General features: G+C 70.8%; 11 protein-coding genes. 9 read left to right on the top strand and 2 right to left on the bottom strand.

What is annotated here, in order from left to right; all coding sequences use genetic code 11:
• The first annotated feature begins 104 nt into the window (after nt 1-104).
• Both gndA and dacB read left to right on the top strand, forming a co-directional pair.
• Nucleotides 105-1535, top strand: coding sequence for an NADP-dependent phosphogluconate dehydrogenase (gndA, locus tag BLT23_RS29485; protein WP_090054770.1), 1431 nt, complete (start codon nt 105-107; stop codon nt 1533-1535).
• Nucleotides 1532-3070 carry a D-alanyl-D-alanine carboxypeptidase/D-alanyl-D-alanine endopeptidase gene (dacB, locus tag BLT23_RS29480; RefSeq protein WP_090054768.1) on the top strand — a complete coding sequence of 513 codons (1539 nt, stop codon included), beginning with the start codon at nt 1532-1534 and terminating at the stop codon, nt 3068-3070. The genes gndA and dacB overlap by 4 nt, the downstream gene beginning before the upstream one ends.
• Before the next feature lie 82 nt (nt 3071-3152).
• Here the strand turns inward: dacB and BLT23_RS29475 are convergent, their stop codons facing one another.
• Complete coding sequence (locus BLT23_RS29475) at nt 3153-5381, bottom strand: SulP family inorganic anion transporter (RefSeq protein ID WP_245744305.1); 2229 nt, start codon at nt 5379-5381, stop codon at nt 3153-3155.
• Between the two features lie 390 nt (nt 5382-5771).
• Nucleotides 5772-6089 carry a hypothetical protein gene (locus tag BLT23_RS29470; RefSeq protein ID WP_090054761.1) on the bottom strand — a complete coding sequence of 106 codons (318 nt, stop codon included), beginning with the start codon at nt 6087-6089 and terminating at the stop codon, nt 5772-5774.
• A gap of 165 nt (nt 6090-6254) precedes the next feature.
• Here BLT23_RS29470 and BLT23_RS29465 point away from each other — a divergent pair, with 165 nt between their 5' ends.
• The 7 genes from BLT23_RS29465 to BLT23_RS29435 all read left to right on the top strand — a co-directional run bounded on the left by BLT23_RS29465 (nt 6255) and on the right by BLT23_RS29435 (nt 17236).
• On the top strand, nt 6255-7100 hold the full coding sequence (locus tag BLT23_RS29465; protein ID WP_090054758.1) for a helix-turn-helix domain-containing protein: 846 nt from the start codon (nt 6255-6257) through the stop codon (nt 7098-7100).
• A 24-nt stretch (nt 7101-7124) separates the two neighbouring features.
• On the top strand, nt 7125-7316 hold the full coding sequence (locus BLT23_RS29460) for a DUF397 domain-containing protein (RefSeq protein ID WP_090054756.1): 192 nt from the start codon (nt 7125-7127) through the stop codon (nt 7314-7316).
• A 327-nt stretch (nt 7317-7643) separates the two neighbouring features.
• A complete protein-coding gene (locus BLT23_RS29455; protein WP_090054753.1) occupies nt 7644-10463 on the top strand; it encodes an AfsR/SARP family transcriptional regulator in 2820 nt (939 codons plus the stop codon).
• A 222-nt stretch (nt 10464-10685) separates the two neighbouring features.
• Nucleotides 10686-10865 (top strand): hypothetical protein, encoded by a 180-nt coding sequence (locus BLT23_RS29450; RefSeq protein ID WP_090054750.1) that lies wholly within the window; start codon nt 10686-10688, stop codon nt 10863-10865.
• A gap of 11 nt (nt 10866-10876) precedes the next feature.
• Nucleotides 10877-13840, top strand: coding sequence for a helix-turn-helix transcriptional regulator (locus BLT23_RS29445; protein WP_090054747.1), 2964 nt, complete (start codon nt 10877-10879; stop codon nt 13838-13840).
• Between the two features lie 119 nt (nt 13841-13959).
• Complete coding sequence (locus BLT23_RS29440) at nt 13960-14718, top strand: ABC transporter ATP-binding protein (RefSeq protein ID WP_090054745.1); 759 nt, start codon at nt 13960-13962, stop codon at nt 14716-14718.
• A 4-nt stretch (nt 14719-14722) separates the two neighbouring features.
• The gene (locus BLT23_RS29435) at nt 14723-17236 is read left to right on the top strand and encodes an ABC transporter permease (protein ID WP_090054742.1); all 2514 of its coding nucleotides are present in this window, start codon (nt 14723-14725) and stop codon (nt 17234-17236) included.
• Nucleotides 17237-17355: the final 119 nt, after the last annotated feature.

Here is a 17355-nt window from a genome sequence, read left to right as displayed (position 1 = left end):
TATCAATACGTGTCGCCACGTGATGCGGTTCACCTGGTCAAACGGAATATGAGAACACCCTGTGACACCTCGCGAAACGGCCGGGAACACGGCAGGCTGTGCCTATGACGGAAGGCAAAGCACGAATCGCGGTCACCGGGCTCGCCACGATGGGCAGCAACCTCGCGCGCAACCTCGCGCGCCACGGCTTCAAGGTGGCCGTGCACAACCGGACCCCGGCGAAGATGAAGGCCCTGCTCGACGAGCACGGTCACGAGGGTGACTTCGTCGGCGCCGAGACGCTGCAGGAGCTGGTCGACAGCCTGCAGACGCCGCGCCAGATCATCATCATGGTCAAGGCGGGGGGCCCCACCGACGCCGTCATCGACGAGCTGAGCGGGCTGCTGGAGCCCGGCGACATGGTCATCGACGGCGGCAACGCGCACTACGCCGACACGCGCCGCCGTGAGGCCGCGTTGAAGGAGAAGGGGCTGCTGTTCGTCGGCGCCGGCATCTCCGGTGGCGAGGAGGGCGCGCTCAACGGTCCCAGCATCATGCCGGGCGGGCCCGCGGAGTCCTACAAGCACGTCGGGCCGGTGTTCGAGGAGATCGCCGCCAAGGTGGACGGTCAGCCGTGCTGCGTGCACGTCGGGCCGGACGGTGCCGGGCACTTCGTGAAGATGGTGCACAACGGCATCGAGTACGCCGACATGCAGCTGATCGCCGAGGCGTACGACCTGCTCAACCGCATCGGCGGGCAGACGCCGGCGGAGATCTCCGAGGTCTTCACGCAGTGGAACTCGGGCGACCTGGAGTCGTACCTGGTCGAGATCACCGCCGAGGTGCTCAAGCACGTCGACGCGGACGGCAGGCCGCTCGTCGAGGTGATCGAGGACGCGGCGGAGCAGAAGGGCACCGGCCGCTGGACCGTGCAGGAGGCGCTCGAGCTGGGCGTGCCGGTCACGGGCATCGCCGAGGCCGTCTTCGCCCGCAGCCTGTCCGGGCACACCGACCAGCGCAAGGCCGTGCGCGACGCGTTCGGCGCGAGCGAGGTCGTCGCCAAGCCGGACGCCGAACTGGTCGACGACGTGCGCCAGGCGCTCTACGCGTCCAAGGTCGTCGCGTACGCGCAGGGCTTCGACATGATCCGCGAAGCGTCGAAGAACTTCGACTGGAACATCGACCTCGGAGCGATGGCGACGATCTGGCGCGGCGGGTGCATCATTCGCGCTCAGTTCCTCAACCGCATTCGTGAGGCGTACGACACAAATGGTGATCTGGCGTCTCTTTTGGTGGACGAATACTTTCGAGACGCAGTCAAAAACGCTGAGGCTGCTTGGCGCAGGGTAGTGGTCCGAGCGGTGGAGTCCGGCGTCCCAACGCCAGGTTTCGTCTCCGCTTTGGCCTATTACGACGGCCTCCGTTCGGAGCGACTGCCTGCCGCCCTGGTGCAGGGACAGCGCGACTTCTTCGGTGCGCACACGTACAGGCGCATCGACAAAAGCGGTAGCTTCCACACGTTGTGGTCAGGCGACAGGTCTGAGGTGGAAGCGTGAAATTTCGTATTCTGGGGGTGGTCGTCGCTGCGGCTGCGGGGTTGACCCTGACGTCCAGCGGCGGCGCGGTGGCCGTCGGCAACGAGGCACTCACCCGTGACCTCGACGCGATCCTGGCCGACCCCGCGCTCAACGGCGCGGACGTCGGCCTGGTCGTGCGCGACGCGAACACCGGCGACGTGGTCTACACCAGGTCGGGCTCCCGTCGTCAGCAGGTCGCTTCGAACCTGAAGCTCCTGACGACGACGGCGGCGCTCGACCTGCTCGGGCCCGACTACAGGTGGAAGACGGAGCTGCTCTCCTCGGGCACGCGTGACGGATCGACGTTGCGGGGCGACCTCGTCCTGCGCGGCACCGGCGACCCGACGATGAGCAGGTCCCGTTACGCGGCTCTCGCCACCACGCTGAAGAACAGCGGTGTCACGAAGATCAGCGGTTCGCTGGTCCTCGACGGCACCGCGTTCGACGCCCAGCCGTACGGCACCGGGTGGGCGTGGGACGACGAGCCGTACTCCTACAACGCGGAGACCTCCGCGTTGACGCTGTCGCCGGACGCGAAGTTCAGCGCCGGCACGGTCATCGTGCGCGTGAAGCCGGGCGCCGCGGCGGGTGCCCCGGTCGTCGTCACGACGGAACCGGAGAACGACGTCGTCCACGTGGTCAGCACGGCGACCACCGGCAGCGGTGGTGTGAGCGTCGAGCGCGAGCACGGCACCAACGTCATCAGGGTCACCGGCTCGACGAACGTCGAGACGACGGCGCTGTCGACGGTCAAGGACCCGACCGCGCTGGTCTCGTCCGTCTTCCGTAACGCGTTGCGGGAGAACGGGATCGAGTTCACCGGCGACGTGGTCAGGGCGGCGGCTCCCGCCGGTGCCGCGGTGCTCGCGTCCGACCAGTCGCAGACGCTCGGTCAGCTGGTCACGCCGTTGCTGAAGGACAGCAACAACATGATCGCCGAGGTGCTCGTGAAGTCGGCGGGCAAGTCCTTCGTCAACGGCATCAACCAGATGAGCACGAAATGGGCCGGTCTCGGCGTCGACCCGAACGCGGTCGAGGTCTTCGACGGCTCCGGCATGTCCCGGATGGACCAGTTCTCGCCGGACGCGCTGGCGGCGATCCTGCTGAAGGCGAAGACGAAGCCGTGGTTCTCCACGTGGCAGGCGAGCCTGCCGGTGGCGGGCGTCGACGGCACGCTGGTCAACCGCATGCGCAACACCCCGGCCGCGGGCAACGTGAAGGCCAAGACCGGCTCGCTGAGCGGCGTGTCGGCCCTGTCCGGCTACGTGCGCACGCAGGACGGGCGTGACTTCGTGTTCTCGCTGGTGCAGAACAACGTGCTGCTGTTCAACAGCCCGAGGGCCATCGAGGACAGGGTCGCCGTGCGGCTCGCGTCCGAGGGCGGTACCCAGGTGGCTCAGCAGCCGCAGGTCCAGTCGGTGCCGCAGCAGCGCAAGGTTCCCGCGCAGGAACGCGTCGCCGTTCCCGCGAAGGAGCGCTTCGACGTGGAGTGCTCCTGGATCGGAACCTGCTAGTCCGTTGTGGACGGAGCCGGAGCCGCCTCGGTGCGAACCGGGGCGGCTCCGGCGTTTCGGCCGCGGTCCCTTTTCCGGGCTTCTAGGCCGGTGAGGACACCGGCTCCAGCCCGTTGCGGTCGGGGTCGACGAGGTAGACGCGGGCGTCCGAGATGTCGAAGTACAGGCCCTTCAACGTCAGCGCGCCCGCGGTGACCGCCTCCCGCACGCACGGGTAGCCGAGCAGGTTGTCCAGCTGCTGCGCGACGTTCGCGACCGCGAGGCGGTCGGTCACCGGCAGGTGCTCGCAGCCGGCCGACATCGGCGCGTGGAACCGGATCAGCGACGGGTCGGCGTTGCGCAGCCACGACCGCAGGTGCGAGCCGCGCCCGGCGGACCCCTGCACGAGCGCCTTCATCGCGCCGCAGTCCGAGTGCCCGCACACGACGATCGTGCTGACGTTGAGGATCTCCACGGCGTACTCGACGGCCGCCCCGACCGACCTGTCGTCGGCGGACGACATCGGCACCAGGTTGCCGATGTTGCGCACGCAGAACAGGTCGCCAGGACCGGACGTGGTGATCAGGTTCGGCACCAGGCGGGAGTCCGCGCAGGTGATGAAGAGCTGCCGCGGGCGTTGCCCGTGCGTGGCGAGCTCCTGCAGGAACGGCCGCACCAGCGGCGCCGACCGGCGTTCGAACTCGTGCATCCCCAGCAGCATCGGGTCGCTCGCGGGACCGGCCTGCTCGGCGGAGGACCGTTGCGCGGGCAGCGTCACCGCGCCGGGCGTGCCCTGCCAGTGCGACCACGGCGCGAACCAGCGCGGCAGCGGACCGGGCAACGTCTTGCACCGTCCCGGTTTCCCGCGGCTCGCCCGGTCGTACCAGGTGTCGTGCACCTCGTCGACGCGCACCCGGCCGCCCAGCCGCTCGTAGCCCTCACGCCAGTCGTTGATCGCCTCGTACGAGGCGTGGTCGAGGTAGTCGATGTGCAGCTCCAGCACGACGGTGCGGCCCAGCGGAAGCCGCCGCAGCTCGCGCACGAGCCGTCCGACACCGAGGAACACCAGCGTCCCCCGCACGCAGACCAGGTCGCCCTCGACGCGCACCGAGCAGTGCGTCAACCGGTACAGCGCGCGTACGAGCGCGATCCCGACCCCGACGGCCACGCCCTCCAGGAGTCCGAAGAGGACGACCCCGCCCGCGGTGGCCGCGTAGACGAGGAGCTCGCCGTGCTGCCACAGGGTTCGCATCCGGCTGACCGACACGAGCCGGAGCCCGATGACGAGCAGCACGCCCGCCAGCGCGGACAACGGGATCAGTTCGAGGGCCGGGGCGAACGCCAGCACCGCCACCGCGGTCCAGGCGCCCTGGAACACCGCGGCGTAGCGGGTCTTCGCGCCCGCGGCGACGTTCGTGGAGCTGCGCGCGAGCCCGCCGCTGATCGGGAACCCGCCGAGCGCTCCCGCGAGGACGTTGCCGGTGCCCTGGGCGACCAGCTCCCGGTCCAGCCGGGCGCGCGGCCCGTCGTGCAGCCTGTCCGTGGCGACGGCCGACAGCAACGACTCCATGCTCGCGACCAGCGCGACCGTCACGACGGCCGTGAGCACCGTTCCGGTCGCGGCCTGCGGCATCTGCGGGAACACCAGGGCGTGGCTGTCCGGCAGGTCGACCCGCGCGACGTCCACGCGGAGGAAGTACGCCAGCGCCGTGGCCGCGGCGACGGCGACCAGCGGCGCCGGAACGACGGACACGCGTGGAACTCGGTGCCACAGCAGCAAGATCGCGATGGCCACGGCACCGGCGGCGATCGAGCCGAGCTCGCCCGCGGCCAGGGCGTCCGGCAGCAGCGCGAGGTTGGCGGGCACGGTCGGTGCCGCTGCGCCGCCCAGCACGACCACGAGCTGCCCCACGGCGATGGAGACGCCGATGCCCGCCAGCATGCCGTGCACGACGGCGGGGGACAGCGACAGCACCAGCCTGCTGATCCCGGTGAGTCCCAGCGCGAGCTGCACCACGCCCGCCGCCAGCGTGATCGCCGCCGTGGCCGCCCAGCCGAACTGCGCCACCAGGCCGGCCACGATCACCACGAGCCCGGTTCCGGGGCCGCTGATCTGCAGCGGCGCTCCGCTGATCGCGCCCACGACGACGCCGCCGACGACCGCGGAGATGATCCCGGCCATCAGCGGGGCGCCGGTGGCGTGCGCGATGCCCAGCGACAGCGGGATGGAGATGAGGAACAGCACCAGACTCGCTGGCAGGTCGTTGCGCAGGACCACCGGTGGACCGTGCGGGGTGTGGTCGGCGGCGTTGGACCTGTGGAGGTGGTTCACGGCGGAGTCCCTTTCCTGGGATGACGGCATGGCCCTGTGCGGCACGTGGCACAGGGCGGTGGGGAGGGAGTGAGCCGGAAGCGCTCTAGAGGCGCTCTAAGGGCAGCATCCTGCGCGGCCGGACGGCTTCGAGCGCGTCGGCGCGGTCATGCGGGGTCGGCACGGGGGCACCTCCGTGTCGGCACAGGCATCGAGGGCGGGATCAGGTCCGCGTCGCCACCATGATGACCGCGGAAACGGTGCTGTGACAGATGTTTCAGCCAACCGTGTTGATCTTCGCCGTTTGTCGTCACGGCACGTGATGACGCGGGAGGGCCGGCTCCGGTCGGGGGGTGCGGAGCCGGCCCAGGTCGTGACGGACCGCGAGGAGCTGTGCCGTGGTGCGGAGGTTCAGCCCACCGGGCGCAGGTGCTTGCCGTGCGAAGGCTCCTGACCCACCACGGTCAGGACCAGCTGCGCCGAGAGGTACGCGCGGCACGGCGCGGGTGTGCGGCGCGACAACCAGCCTCGCCGGCAGGTCGCGCACCGTCCGTGCTCGTCGGGCTGGTGCTCGTCCAACAGCGCCTTGACCACCGCGACCACCCTCGGCAGCTCAACCCTGGCGAGCACGAGTGCGGTCTGGTCGTCGCCGCGCCGGGCGAGTTCGGTGAGCGTGGCCAGGTGGGAGTGCAGCGACTTGTCCAGTTGGCTGAACACCGTGACGGCCATCAGGCTCAGAGCTCCAGTCCTTGCGTGAGCAACCCATGCAGCCTGTCCTCCCAGCCGTGCGGACTGCAAGTTGCAGTACACGAATGGATGACGTCCCTTTGCGGCCGGCTCCTTTGCTCTCAAACTTGAGGGCGACCAGAGGTGTGGTGTCACCCGGGAGGTGTCATGCGGGGAAGCAGCCCGACCGTGCGCAAGCGGCGGCTCGTGAGCGAGCTGCGGCGCCTGCGCGAGGCGGCCGAGCTGACGATCGAGGAGGTCGGAGAGCGGCTGGAGTGCTCCGCGTCCAAGATCAGCCGCATCGAGACGGGCCGGGTGGGGGTGAGCCCGCGCGACGTGCGGGACATGCTCACCGTCTATGGGGCGGACCTCGCCACCCTGGAAGAACTGGTCCAGCTGGCCAGGGAGGCCCGCCGCAAGGCGTGGTGGGACGAGTTCGGCGACATCGTGCCCGGTCGTTACGTGGGGTACGAGGCCGACGCGGACTCGATCAGGACCTACCAGGGCCTGATGATCCCCGGTCTGCTGCAGTGCGAGGCGTACACGAGGTCGTTGATCTCCGAGGTGCTCCCGGACGCGAGCCCCGCGGAGATCGACCGGCGCGTCCGGTTGCGGAAGGCCCGGCAGGCCCTGCTGAGCGAGGACGACCCGCTGCGCCTGCACGTCGTGATCGACGAGGCGGCCCTGCGCAGGCTCGTCGGCGGCGCGGAGGTGATGCGCGCGCAGATGGCGCGTCTGCTCCAGATGGGTGCGTTGCCGAACGTCACGGTGCAGGTCGTGCCGTTCAGCGCCGGTGGTTACGCTGCGATGGACGGGCCGTTCGTCATCCTGAGCTTTCCCGAGCAGCTCGACCCCGACGTGGTGTACATCGAGAGCACTAGAAGCGGCGTCTACCTGGAGCAGCCGGGAGACGTCAGTTGGTACGCCGAGGTGTTCGAGCGTCTGGTGAAGTCCGCCCTTTCGTCGGCGGCATCTGCGTCCCTGATCACCGAAGTCGCTCGCACTCTCACGTGAGTCGAGACCAGGAGTGAGCACAGAGTGGAAAGCTTGCGTTGGCGCAAGAGCAGCCGTTCGTCCGCCAGTGGACCCGACTGCGTGGAGATCGCGCTCGTCGGGTGCGGTGCGGCCGTTCGTGACAGCAAGAACGTGGACGGCGCCCGGCTGAGGTTCGGCGACGGAGGGTGGGAGACCTTCCTCGCCGCCGCGAAGGCGGGCTCTTTCGTCAGCTGATCGACAGGTGCAGAACGACGCCCCGGCTGGATGATCCAGCCGGGGCGTTCTCATGTTTTCCGAAGGGGGACGTGGGCCGGCCGGCGTTCCGCCGCCGCGGGCTGGATGCCCCTTGCACGCCGGCCGGCCCACGTCGATCATGGGGAGCAGCGGGTGTTCCGCTGTCCGGTCCAACCCGCACCGACTGGCGGATCCCCGGTTTCCGTTGATCTCGCCGTCTGTGGTTGGTTGGACACGCTAAGCGTAAGAATGCCTTCTACAGCACGACTGGAGCCCGACTGAAGTGATCTTCAAGCTCCAGGTGGCCACCAGGCGGGGGACACATCGGTGACGCACGGCGAGGAAGCCCTCAGGTACGAGGTTCTCGGCCTCCTCCGAGCCGTTCGCGCAGGTCAGGACGTTGATCTGGGTGCGGCGAAACAGCGCGCCGTGCTCGCGGTCCTGCTGCTGGCCCGCGGCACCCCGGTGAGCAGGGGCCAGATCATCGAGGCCGTCTGGGGTGACAACCCGCCCTCCAGCGCCGTGAATTTGGTCCAGACCTATGTCGCGGGCCTGCGCCGGGCGCTCGAACCGGACCGCGCCCGCCGCGCGCCGGCCGAGCTGCTGACGTCCGTCGGCGACGGCTACCTGATGCGCGTCGAGCCCGGCGCGCTCGACCTCGACGTCTTCGAACGTCAGGTGCTCCTCGCGAACCGCCTGCGCGCCACCGGTGACCTGGCCGGAGCCGCGGTGGAGCTGGACGACGCGCTGGCGTTGTTCCGCGCGGAACCGCTGGGCGGTGTCTCCGGTCTCTTCGCCGACGTCGAACGCGGCCGTCTGGTGGAACGCCGCCTCGCCGTCCTGGAGGAACGCGCCGAGCTGGGCCTCGCGATCGGCCAGGGACCCGAGCTGGTCTCGCAGCTCGGCACGATGGTCGCCGAGCACCCGCTGCGGGAGCGCGGCCACGGCCTGCTGATGCGCGCGCTCGTCCAGGCGGGCCGCCAAGCCGAGGCGCTGGCGGCGTACCGGGAGGCCCGCCGCGTGCTGATCGAGGAGCTCGGCGTCGAACCGGGTCCCGAGCTGCGCCGCGTGCACCAGGCCGTGCTGGCCGGGGAGAGTCCCGAACCGGAACGCGCCCCGGTCAAGGCCCAGCCGCCGGAGCCCGCACCGGTGACGGTCCCCGCCCAGCTGCCGCGCGCACCGGTCGCACTGGTCGGCAGGGACGCCGAGCTGGCGGCGATGGACGGCGTGCTGCGCGACCACGACGGCCCGGTGCTGCTCGTGACGGGCCCGGCGGGCGTCGGCAAGACCGCGCTCGCGCTGCACTGGGCTCACCGGGTGCGCGAGGAGTTCCCGGACGGCCAGCTCTACGTCGACGTCCACGGCTACGACCCCAACCGGGAGCCGCTGGAGATCGGTGAGGTGCTCAACCGGTTCCTGCGCGCCCTGGGCGTCCCGGCCGCGGACACCCCCGTCTCGGTGGACGAGCGTTCGGCCCTGCTGCGCACCCTGCTGGCCGACCGCCGCATGCTCGTGATGCTCGACAACGTCCGCGGCTCCGCCGACCTGCTGCCGCTGCTGCCCGGCGCGCCGTCGTGCGTGGTGGTGACCTCGCGCCGCCGCCTCGCGGGCCTCGTCGCCCAGGTCGAGGCGAAGCTGATCGAGCTCGACATGCTCACCCCGGACGCCGCCGTCGACGTGCTCGGCCGCATAGCGGGCAGGCAGGACATCGAGGCGGAAGCCCTCCGCCAGCTGGCGGAGCTGTGCGACGGCCTCCCGCTGGCACTGCGCATAGCCGCGGCCCGCCTCGCCGTCTCCCCGAAGCTCGCCGTCGCCGAGCTGGTCGAGGAGCTCCAGGACGAACACGGCAGGCTGGTCGCGCTGGGCCTGGAGGACGGCGAGGGCACCGTGCGAGCCGCGCTGGACGCGTCCCGCAGAGCCCTGCCGCCGTTACCGGCCCGGCTGCTCGCGATCGTGGGCCTGCACCCCGGCGCGGACCTGACCCCCCACGTCGTGGCCGCGATGGGCGACATCTCCCTGGTGGAAGCACAACGCGCCCTCGACGCACTGACCGCCGCCAACCTCCTGTCCGTCAGCGAACAGGGCAGGCACGTCGCCCACGACCTCGTCCGCGTCTACACGAAAACCCTGGCGGGCGAGCTGTCCGAACCGGAACGCGACGCCGCCACGGCCCGCATGCTCGACTACTACCTGCACTGCGCGGACCTGGCGGACGGCCTTCTGCCCATCAACCGCGGCAGCGTCCTCGTGGCACCCGAACACCGCCCCACCCACGTACCACCCCTCACCGGCGCCGCCGACGCGATGGCGTGGTTCGACGCCGAACGCGCCAACCTGATCGCCGCCACCGAACACGCCGCGTCCTCCGGCTGGCACGTCCACGCGTGGCAACTCCCGTACACCCTCTCCCGCTACCTCTGGCTCCGCACCGAACGCGAGACCTCGCTGCGCATCACCGAGGCAGCCCTGCAAGCCGCGATAGCACTCAACGACGACGACGCCCGCTTCGTCATGCAGTTCAACCTCGGCGTGGCCCTCCTGCAGTTCGAACGCTTCGAGGAAGCCCTCGAAGCCCAGCGAGGAGCCCTGGAAGTGGCCCGCCGCAAGGAGGACGTGCACCAGCAGGCCCGCGCCCTGACCACCGTCGCCGGCACCCTGCTGGACCTGGGCCGCACCGAGGAGTCCGAGGCCCACTACCGCGAGGCGATGGAGATCTCCCGCATCGCCGGCTCGAAGTGGGCGGAGGCCAACGCCCACCACCACCTCGGCCTCCTCTACCTGGCGACCCAGCGGTTCGACGACGCCATGCCCTGGCTGCGGGTGGCGCTGCGGATGTACCACGAGGTCGGCGAGCAGTGCGGCGAGGCCGCTTGCCACGTGGACATGTCCACCGCCCTGCTCGCCACAGGGGACGCGGAGGGCGCTCTGGGGGCCGCCCGGACGGCTCTGGCGGTGGCTTCCGACGCCGTTTCGCCCTATCACCAGGCTTTGGCTCACGATCGGCTGGCTGCCGTGTTCGAGGAGCTGGGGGCGGCCGGGGCCGCTGCTCACTGGCAGCGGGCTTTGGCCCTGTTCTCGGAGCTGGGGGCTCCGGAGGCGGACGGGGTGCGGGCGCGACTGGCTCGGAGCCGGGTGTCGGTGGGGTGACGGGTCGTTCTTCGGCTTGAGGGCTTGGCCGGAGAGGGCTCGCGGTGGTGGGAGAAGGGCTCGGGTGAGAAGGTGCGCTCATTCGGAGAACACGCATGACCTCGAAGCGAGAGCTCGCCGCAACCCGCGCCGCACGACCCCGCCGTCCGTAAGGCCCTCACCCGCGAATCCCACCTGATCACCCGATCCGCCGCCCCACCCCTCAGCACCACCCTCCCCTCCATGACCGAATGGACCCCCGAAGCGCTCAAGGCGGAGATCGACTACCGGCACCGCACCGCCCGCTGCAACTGGCAGCGCTCGAACTCCCAGCCCTCACGCTCCCAGCGCCTCACCGGCCCGTCGTGGATCAAGAGGGTGATCCACCGCACCTCCCGGAAACACGAGGGCGCGGGCGCATGACGTGTGCGAGCATGCCTCTCGTGGCGCGTCTCGGTTCGGGTATCCCGTTGGTCGCGCGCGACCGCGAGCTGGGCCGGTTGCGTGCCGCGTTGGCGCAGGCCGGGGAGGGTGTGGCCGGGGCAGTGCTCGTCGCGGGGGACGCGGGGGTCGGCAAGACGCGGCTGGTCGACGAGTTGGCGGCCGGTGCGGAGGACACGCTCGTCCTGTCGGGACGGTGTCTGGACGCCGGGGAGACCGGGTTGCCGTACCTGCCGTTCGCGGAGGCGTTGAGCGCGCTCACGGACACGGCAGGCAGGCCGGCGCTCGCGATGTTGTTGCCCAAGCTCGCGTTGCCCGCCGAACGGGAGCCCGGCACGGAGAGCATGATCGCGCCGAGTCTCCTTCCCGGGCGCAGGCCCGAGCAGGACGTGGGGCAGCTCCAGTTGTTCGACGCGGTGCTCGGGTTGCTGGCTGATCTTTCCGAGCGGCAGCGGGTGTTGCTCGTCGTCGAGGACTTGCACTGGGCGGACGCCTCGACGCGCTATCTGCTGTCGTTCCTGTTGTCGCGCTTGCGTTCTCAGCGGTTGCTCGTCGTCTGCACGTACCGCGCGGACGATCTGCATCGCAGCCATCCGTTGCGGCCCTTGCTGTCCGAGCTGTTCCGGTTGCCCGCCGTCGACAGGCTCGATCTCACGCCGTTCAACGCCTCGGACGCGCGCAGGTTCGTCGAGGCGTTGTCGGACGATCTGCCGAAGGACGTCGTCCGGAAGGTCGCGGAACGGTCCGAGGGCAACGCGTTCTTCGCTGAAGAACTGATCGCGGTCGCGACGCGCGACAACCAGACGTTGCCGTCGGCGCTCGCGGACGTGTTGCTGAGCCGGGTCGAACGGTTGAGTCCCGAGGCGCAGCACGTCGCACGGGTCGCGTCGGTCCGTGGGCGCAGGGTGCGGCACTACCGGTTGCGGGAAGTGGCCGGGATGACGGACATCGCGTTCGACACGGCGTTGCGTGAGTTGGTGCAGCACCACCTGCTCGTCGTGGAGGACGACGAGGTCTACGCGTTCCGGCACGCACTTCTCAGGGAGGCCGTCTACGGCGATCTGCTGCCTGGCGAACGGGTGCGGCTGCACGCCGCCTACGCGCATCACCTGGCGCAGCACCTCGACGAACGTGGTGCCGCCGCAGCGTTGGCGCATCACGCGTTCCAGAGCCACGACCTGCCGCAGGCGTTGCAAGCCTCGATCAAGGCGTCACGAGAGGCGGAACGGGCCGGGGCGCCCGCCGAGTCGTTGCGGTACCTGGAAAAGGCGCTCAACCTGTGGACGGCCGTACCGGCGGCGGACCGTCCGTCCGATGTGGACGAGTCGGTGCTGCTGCGGCGGGCGTCGTGGGTCGCGGGCACGGCGGGGCAGCCGGAACGGGCTGTCGCGTTCGGGCGCAGTGCGAGGAAAGCGCTCGACGGGCAGACTCCGGAGGACGCCGCGGAGGTGTTGCTGCGGTTGTCGCAGGCGTTGTCGACGCTCGACGGCAACGACCAGGAGCACGACGAGGTGATGACCGGCGCGTGGGAGCTGATGCGCGACAGGCCCGCGAGTGCCACTCGTGCGCGCGTGCTGGGTGGCATGGCCGCGTTGCTGCGTCAGCAGAGGAAGTACGCGGAGGCCAGGGAGTTCGCGGAGAAGGCCATCGCGGACGGCGAGGAGGCGAAGGCGCCCGGTGCCGTCGCGGACGCGCTGGGGACGCTCGGCATTCTCGACGACCACGCGGACCGGCACGCCGAGGCGCGGGTGCACTTCGAGCGGGCGATCGAAAGTGCGCGGGAGCTCGGCGCGGTCAACACGGAGCTGCGGGCCTGGTACTACTTCGGCCTGATGTACTACGACTCGGGTGAGCTCGCCGAAGCGGCCCGCGTCTACAAGCAGGCGGGTGACCGCGCCCAGGAGACCGGCCTGACCTGGAGCACCTACGGCACGGAGATCCGCATCCTCCAGGTCCTCGTGCACTACTACCTCGGCGACTGGGACTACGCGGAGTGGGCGAGCGAACCGCCCGGCATGCCCGTGTCGTCGACGGTGTCGGCACGCCTGGCCGCCGCGGGCACGCACCTCACGGTCTCGCGCGGCGACCTGGCCGGGGCGGAGCGGACGATCACCAAGCTGCGCGGCGACTGGCACCGCGACATCCAGATCGCGGTGATCACCGGCGGCACCGGGGGTGAGCTGGCGCTGTGGCGCGGCCGTCCGGAGCTGGCCGTCGAACGGGTCGCCGACGCGCTGGAGTGGACGCGCGAGCTCGGCGGGCCGTGGGTGCTCGCGGACATCCGGATCGGCGCGACCGGTGTCGCCGGGTACGCGGACCTCGCGGCCAAGGCGCGCCGCAGACGGGACGCGCGAGCCGAGTCGGACGCCGTCGAGGCGGGCCGCGAGCTGGCCGAGCACGTCAGGCTCACCGCCCGCAACGGTGTCCCGCGCACCGGGTCGCTCGGACCGGAGGGCAGGGCGTGGCTCGCCCGCGCGCTCGCCGAGGAGTCGAGGCTGACCGGCGCGGGCGACCCGGAGCTGTGGCGGGCGGCGGTCGACGGGTTCGGCTACGGCCTCGTCTACGAGCAGGCGCTGTGCCGGTGGCGGTACGCGGAGGCGTTGCTCGCGGCCGAACGACGGGACGAGGCCGCGGCCCAGCTGCGCCAGGCGGACGAGGTGGCGGCCGGGCTCAAGGCCGGTCCGCTCGCCGAGGCCGTGGCGGCGTGCGCCAAGCGGGCCCGCATCACCCTCAGGGCGGACGAACCGGTCCGTGACCAGGTCGACCTCTTCACCCCGCGTGAACGCGACGTGCTCGCGCTGGTGGCCTCAGGGCGGACGAACCGCGAGGTCGGCGAGGAGCTCTACATCAGCGAGAAGACCGTTTCCGTGCACCTCTCCCGGATCATGGCCAAGCTGGGGGCGTCGCGGCGCGCGGAGGCCGTGGCCATCGCGTACGACCGGGGTCTGCTGGAGTAGGCCCCGTTGTCATACCTCAGGCTGATGCCCAACGCGTCGCGGAGTTGATGACCGCGCACTCGGGCTGCTCATAGCTTCTTCCTCGACGACGAACTCCCCCTGCGAGGAAGGCAAGAGACATGTCTGCACCGGTGTCCGATGTGAGTGCTGTCGGCACTACCGCCGCGGCGGCCCACAACCTGGTGAAGGTCTACGGCAAGGGTGACACCGCCGTGCGGGCGCTCGACGGCATCGACGTCGCCTTCCAGGCCGGTCGCTTCACCGCCATCATGGGCCCGTCCGGCTCCGGCAAGTCCACGTTGATGCACTGCCTCGCGGGTCTCGACACGGTCGACGGCGGGTCCATCCACATCGGACGGACCGAGATCACGAAGCTCAGCGACAAGGACCTCACCAAGCTGCGCCGCGACCGCGTCGGCTTCGTGTTCCAGGCGTTCAACCTGCTGCCGACGCTGACCGCGGAGCAGAACATCCTGCTGGGCCTCGAGCTCGCCGGCCGCAAGCCCGACAAGCAGTGGTTCGACACGATCGTCGACGTGCTGGGCCTGCGCGACCGCCTCACCCACCGCCCGACCGAGCTGTCCGGTGGCCAGCAGCAGCGCGTGGCCTGCGCCCGTGCGCTCGTCGCCCGTCCCGAGGTCATCTTCGCCGACGAGCCGACCGGCAACCTGGACTCCCGCAGCGGTGCCGAGGTCCTCGACTTCCTGCGCATGTCGGTGCGCAAGCTGGGCCAGACCGTGATCATGGTGACGCACGACCCGGTGGCCGCGAGCTACGCGGACCGCGTGGTGCTGCTCGCCGACGGCCGCCTGGCAGGAGAGATCCACCAGCCCACCACCGAGTCCGTCGTCAACGCTCTCACGCACCTGGGGGCGTGAGGTAATGCTGAAGACCATCCTGGCGGGCCTGCGGGCCCGCACGGCGCGACTGGTGCTGTCCAGCGTCGCCATCGCGCTCGGCGTCGCGTTCGTGACGGGCACCCTCGTGCTCGGCGACGCGCTCGAAGCGCAGACCAGGGACAACTTCGCCCGCAACGCGCGCAACGTCGACGCGGCCGTGCACCTGGCGGAGCACGGCCCCGACCAGGACGGCATCCCCGCCGAGGTGCTGCGGAAGATCCGCGACACGCCGGGCGTCGAGGGCGCCGACTCGCGTTCGATGGGCAGCACCGCGCTGCTCGGTGGCGACGGCAAGGCGCGCAACGCACTGGCCCAGCCGCTGCCCACGACCGAGAAGCTGCGCGACTTCGACCTCAAGGACGGCAAGTTCCCCGCCAAGGCGGACGAGGCCGCGATCGACGTCAAGACCGCCCAGGTCGCCAAGCTCAAGATCGGTGACGACCTCAAGCTGCTCGACGCGGACAACGCCGAGCACGTCTACACCATCGTCGGCACCTACCAGCAGGGCACGAGCAAGTTGTCGATGTCCGGTAGCGACCACGTGGTGCTCTCGCCGGACGGCCTGAGCGCGTTGATCCCGGACCGGCGGGTCTACGAGATCGTCGCCGCCGCGGCACCCGGTGTGTCGCAGCAGCAGCTCGTCGACAACATCACCAAGGCCATCGGCACCGGCTACCGGGTGCAGACCGGTGAGCAGCTGGCCCAGGAGACGCTGGCGCAGGTCGGCGACGCCGCCACGGAGATCAGGACGTTCCTGCTCGCGTTCGCCGCCATCTCGCTGGTCGTCGCGGGCATGGTCATCTACAACACCTTCACGATCCTCGTCGCCCAGCGCACGAAGGAGCTCGCGCTGCTGCGCTGCGTCGGCGCGGAACGGGGCCAGGTGTTCCGCAGCGTGCTCGCCGAAGCGGTCTTCATGGGTCTCGTGGCGTCCGTCCTCGGCATCCTCGGCGGGCTCGGCGTCTCGGCCGGTCTGCAGGCGCTCGTCGGCACGGTCGGCGGCATGGCGGGCGACGACGCGCCGATCCGCCTGCCGCTGTCGTGGCTGACGGTCGTCGCCGGGTTCGGCGTCGGCGTGGTGGTGACCGTGCTGTCGGCGGTGCTGCCCGCCCGTCGCGCCACGAAGGTCGCGCCGGTCGCGGCCCTGCGCTCGCAGCCCGACAGCGCCGACGACGTCGCCCGCACCGGCAAGATCCGGATCGCGGTCGCCGCACTGGTCGCGCTGGCCGGCGCCGGCGTCGTCGCCATCGGTGTGCGGCAGGAGGACGAGATGGCCTCCATGGCGCTGACCGGCGGTGGCGCGATGGTGCTGCTGCTCGCGGCCCTGCTCCTCGGCCCGCTGTACGTGCCGCTGGTGAACCGCCTTTTCGGGACGGTGCTGCGCGGTGTCCCGGCGAAGCTCGCGTCGGCCAACGCCGGCCGCAACCCCAAGCGCACGGCCGCGACGACGGCGGCGCTGATGATCGGCGTGACCATCGTCGCGATGGTGACCGTGGTGGCGGGCAGTGGCCGCGAGACGATCTCCAAGAAGGTCGACGACCGGTTCCCGACCGACTACCAGATCTCGTCCAACGTCTACAGCCAGCCGCTGCCGAAGAAGTTCGTCGACGAGATCGCGCAGGTGCGTGGCGTCGAGAAGGTCGCGCCCGAGGTCTCGGCCTGGGGCGAGTCGCCGAAGCTGCGGTACGCCGACGTCGTCGGCTACCCGTCGGACGTGATCGGCTCCCTGGTGCGGCCCCCGGTCGCCGCGGGCACGCTGACCGGCCTGAAGGACGACCAGATCGCCCTGCGGGAGAAGGACGCCAAGGAGGCGGGTCTGACCCTCGGCGCGACCGTCCCGATCAGCGGCAAGGACTTCACGATCGTCGCGCTGATCAACGACAACAGCTACGGCGCCGGGATCGTGACGCTGCCCGCCGCCGAAGCGATCTCGAAGGAGCCGCTGAACGGCTACCAGACGATGCTGGTCAAGCTCGCGCCCGGCACCGACCTGGGCACGGCGCGCGCCGACCTGGAACGGGCCATCGCGTCCTCGCCGGTCGCGGTGCTGGACTCCGCGGCGGAGGTCAAGGCCGAGCTGAACGGGCAGATCGACCAGATCCTGCTGTTCATCTGGGCCCTCGTCGGGCTCGCGCTGGTCATCGCCCTGTTCGGCATCGCGAACACGCTGACGCTGTCGGTGCTGGAACGCACCCGCGAGTCCGCCCTGCTGCGGGCGCTGGGCCTGACCAGGGGCCAGCTGCGGCAGATGCTGGTCGTCGAGTCGATCCTGATGGCGCTCATCGGCGCGGTCGTCGGCGTCCTGCTCGGCGCCGGGTTCGGCTGGCTGCTGGTCGAGGCGATGTCGAGCCCCGAGCTCCAGGTCAGCTTCTCCATCCCGTTCGGGCAGATCGGCGGGATGCTCGCGCTGGCGGTGACCGCGGCGGTGCTCGCGGCGGTGCTGCCGGCCCGCCGGGCGGCGCGGAGCTCCGTGGTCGCGGGGATGGCGGAGGCGTAGGGGAGGACACCCGCCCGGCCCCGCTGTCGGGGGTGTGGGCCAGGCGGGTCGGCCGTGCGGCAGGGGGCCGCACGGCCGGGGGGATCGGTGGAGGTCCGGTGATGTGGGGGCACCGGACC

The sequence above is a fragment of the Lentzea fradiae genome, assembly GCF_900100955.1.
GTDB lineage: Bacteria > Actinomycetota > Actinomycetes > Mycobacteriales > Pseudonocardiaceae > Lentzea > Lentzea fradiae.
This window is presented reverse-complemented; position numbering and strand designations above follow the sequence as displayed.

Excerpts from the sequence above, each read along its gene's own strand:
- BLT23_RS29470 (WP_090054761.1), bottom strand. The coding sequence starts at position 6,089 with ATGGCCGTCACGGTGTTCAGCCAACTGGACAAGTCGCTGCACTCCCAC.
- BLT23_RS29435 (WP_090054742.1), top strand. The coding sequence starts at position 14,723 with ATGCTGAAGACCATCCTGGCGGGCCTGCGGGCCCGCACGGCGCGACTG.
- BLT23_RS29465 (WP_090054758.1), top strand. The coding sequence starts at position 6,255 with ATGCGGGGAAGCAGCCCGACCGTGCGCAAGCGGCGGCTCGTGAGCGAG.
- BLT23_RS29450 (WP_090054750.1), top strand. The coding sequence starts at position 10,686 with ATGACCGAATGGACCCCCGAAGCGCTCAAGGCGGAGATCGACTACCGG.
- gndA (WP_090054770.1), top strand. The coding sequence starts at position 105 with ATGACGGAAGGCAAAGCACGAATCGCGGTCACCGGGCTCGCCACGATG.
- BLT23_RS29440 (WP_090054745.1), top strand. The coding sequence starts at position 13,960 with ATGTCTGCACCGGTGTCCGATGTGAGTGCTGTCGGCACTACCGCCGCG.
- BLT23_RS29445 (WP_090054747.1), top strand. The coding sequence starts at position 10,877 with ATGCCTCTCGTGGCGCGTCTCGGTTCGGGTATCCCGTTGGTCGCGCGC.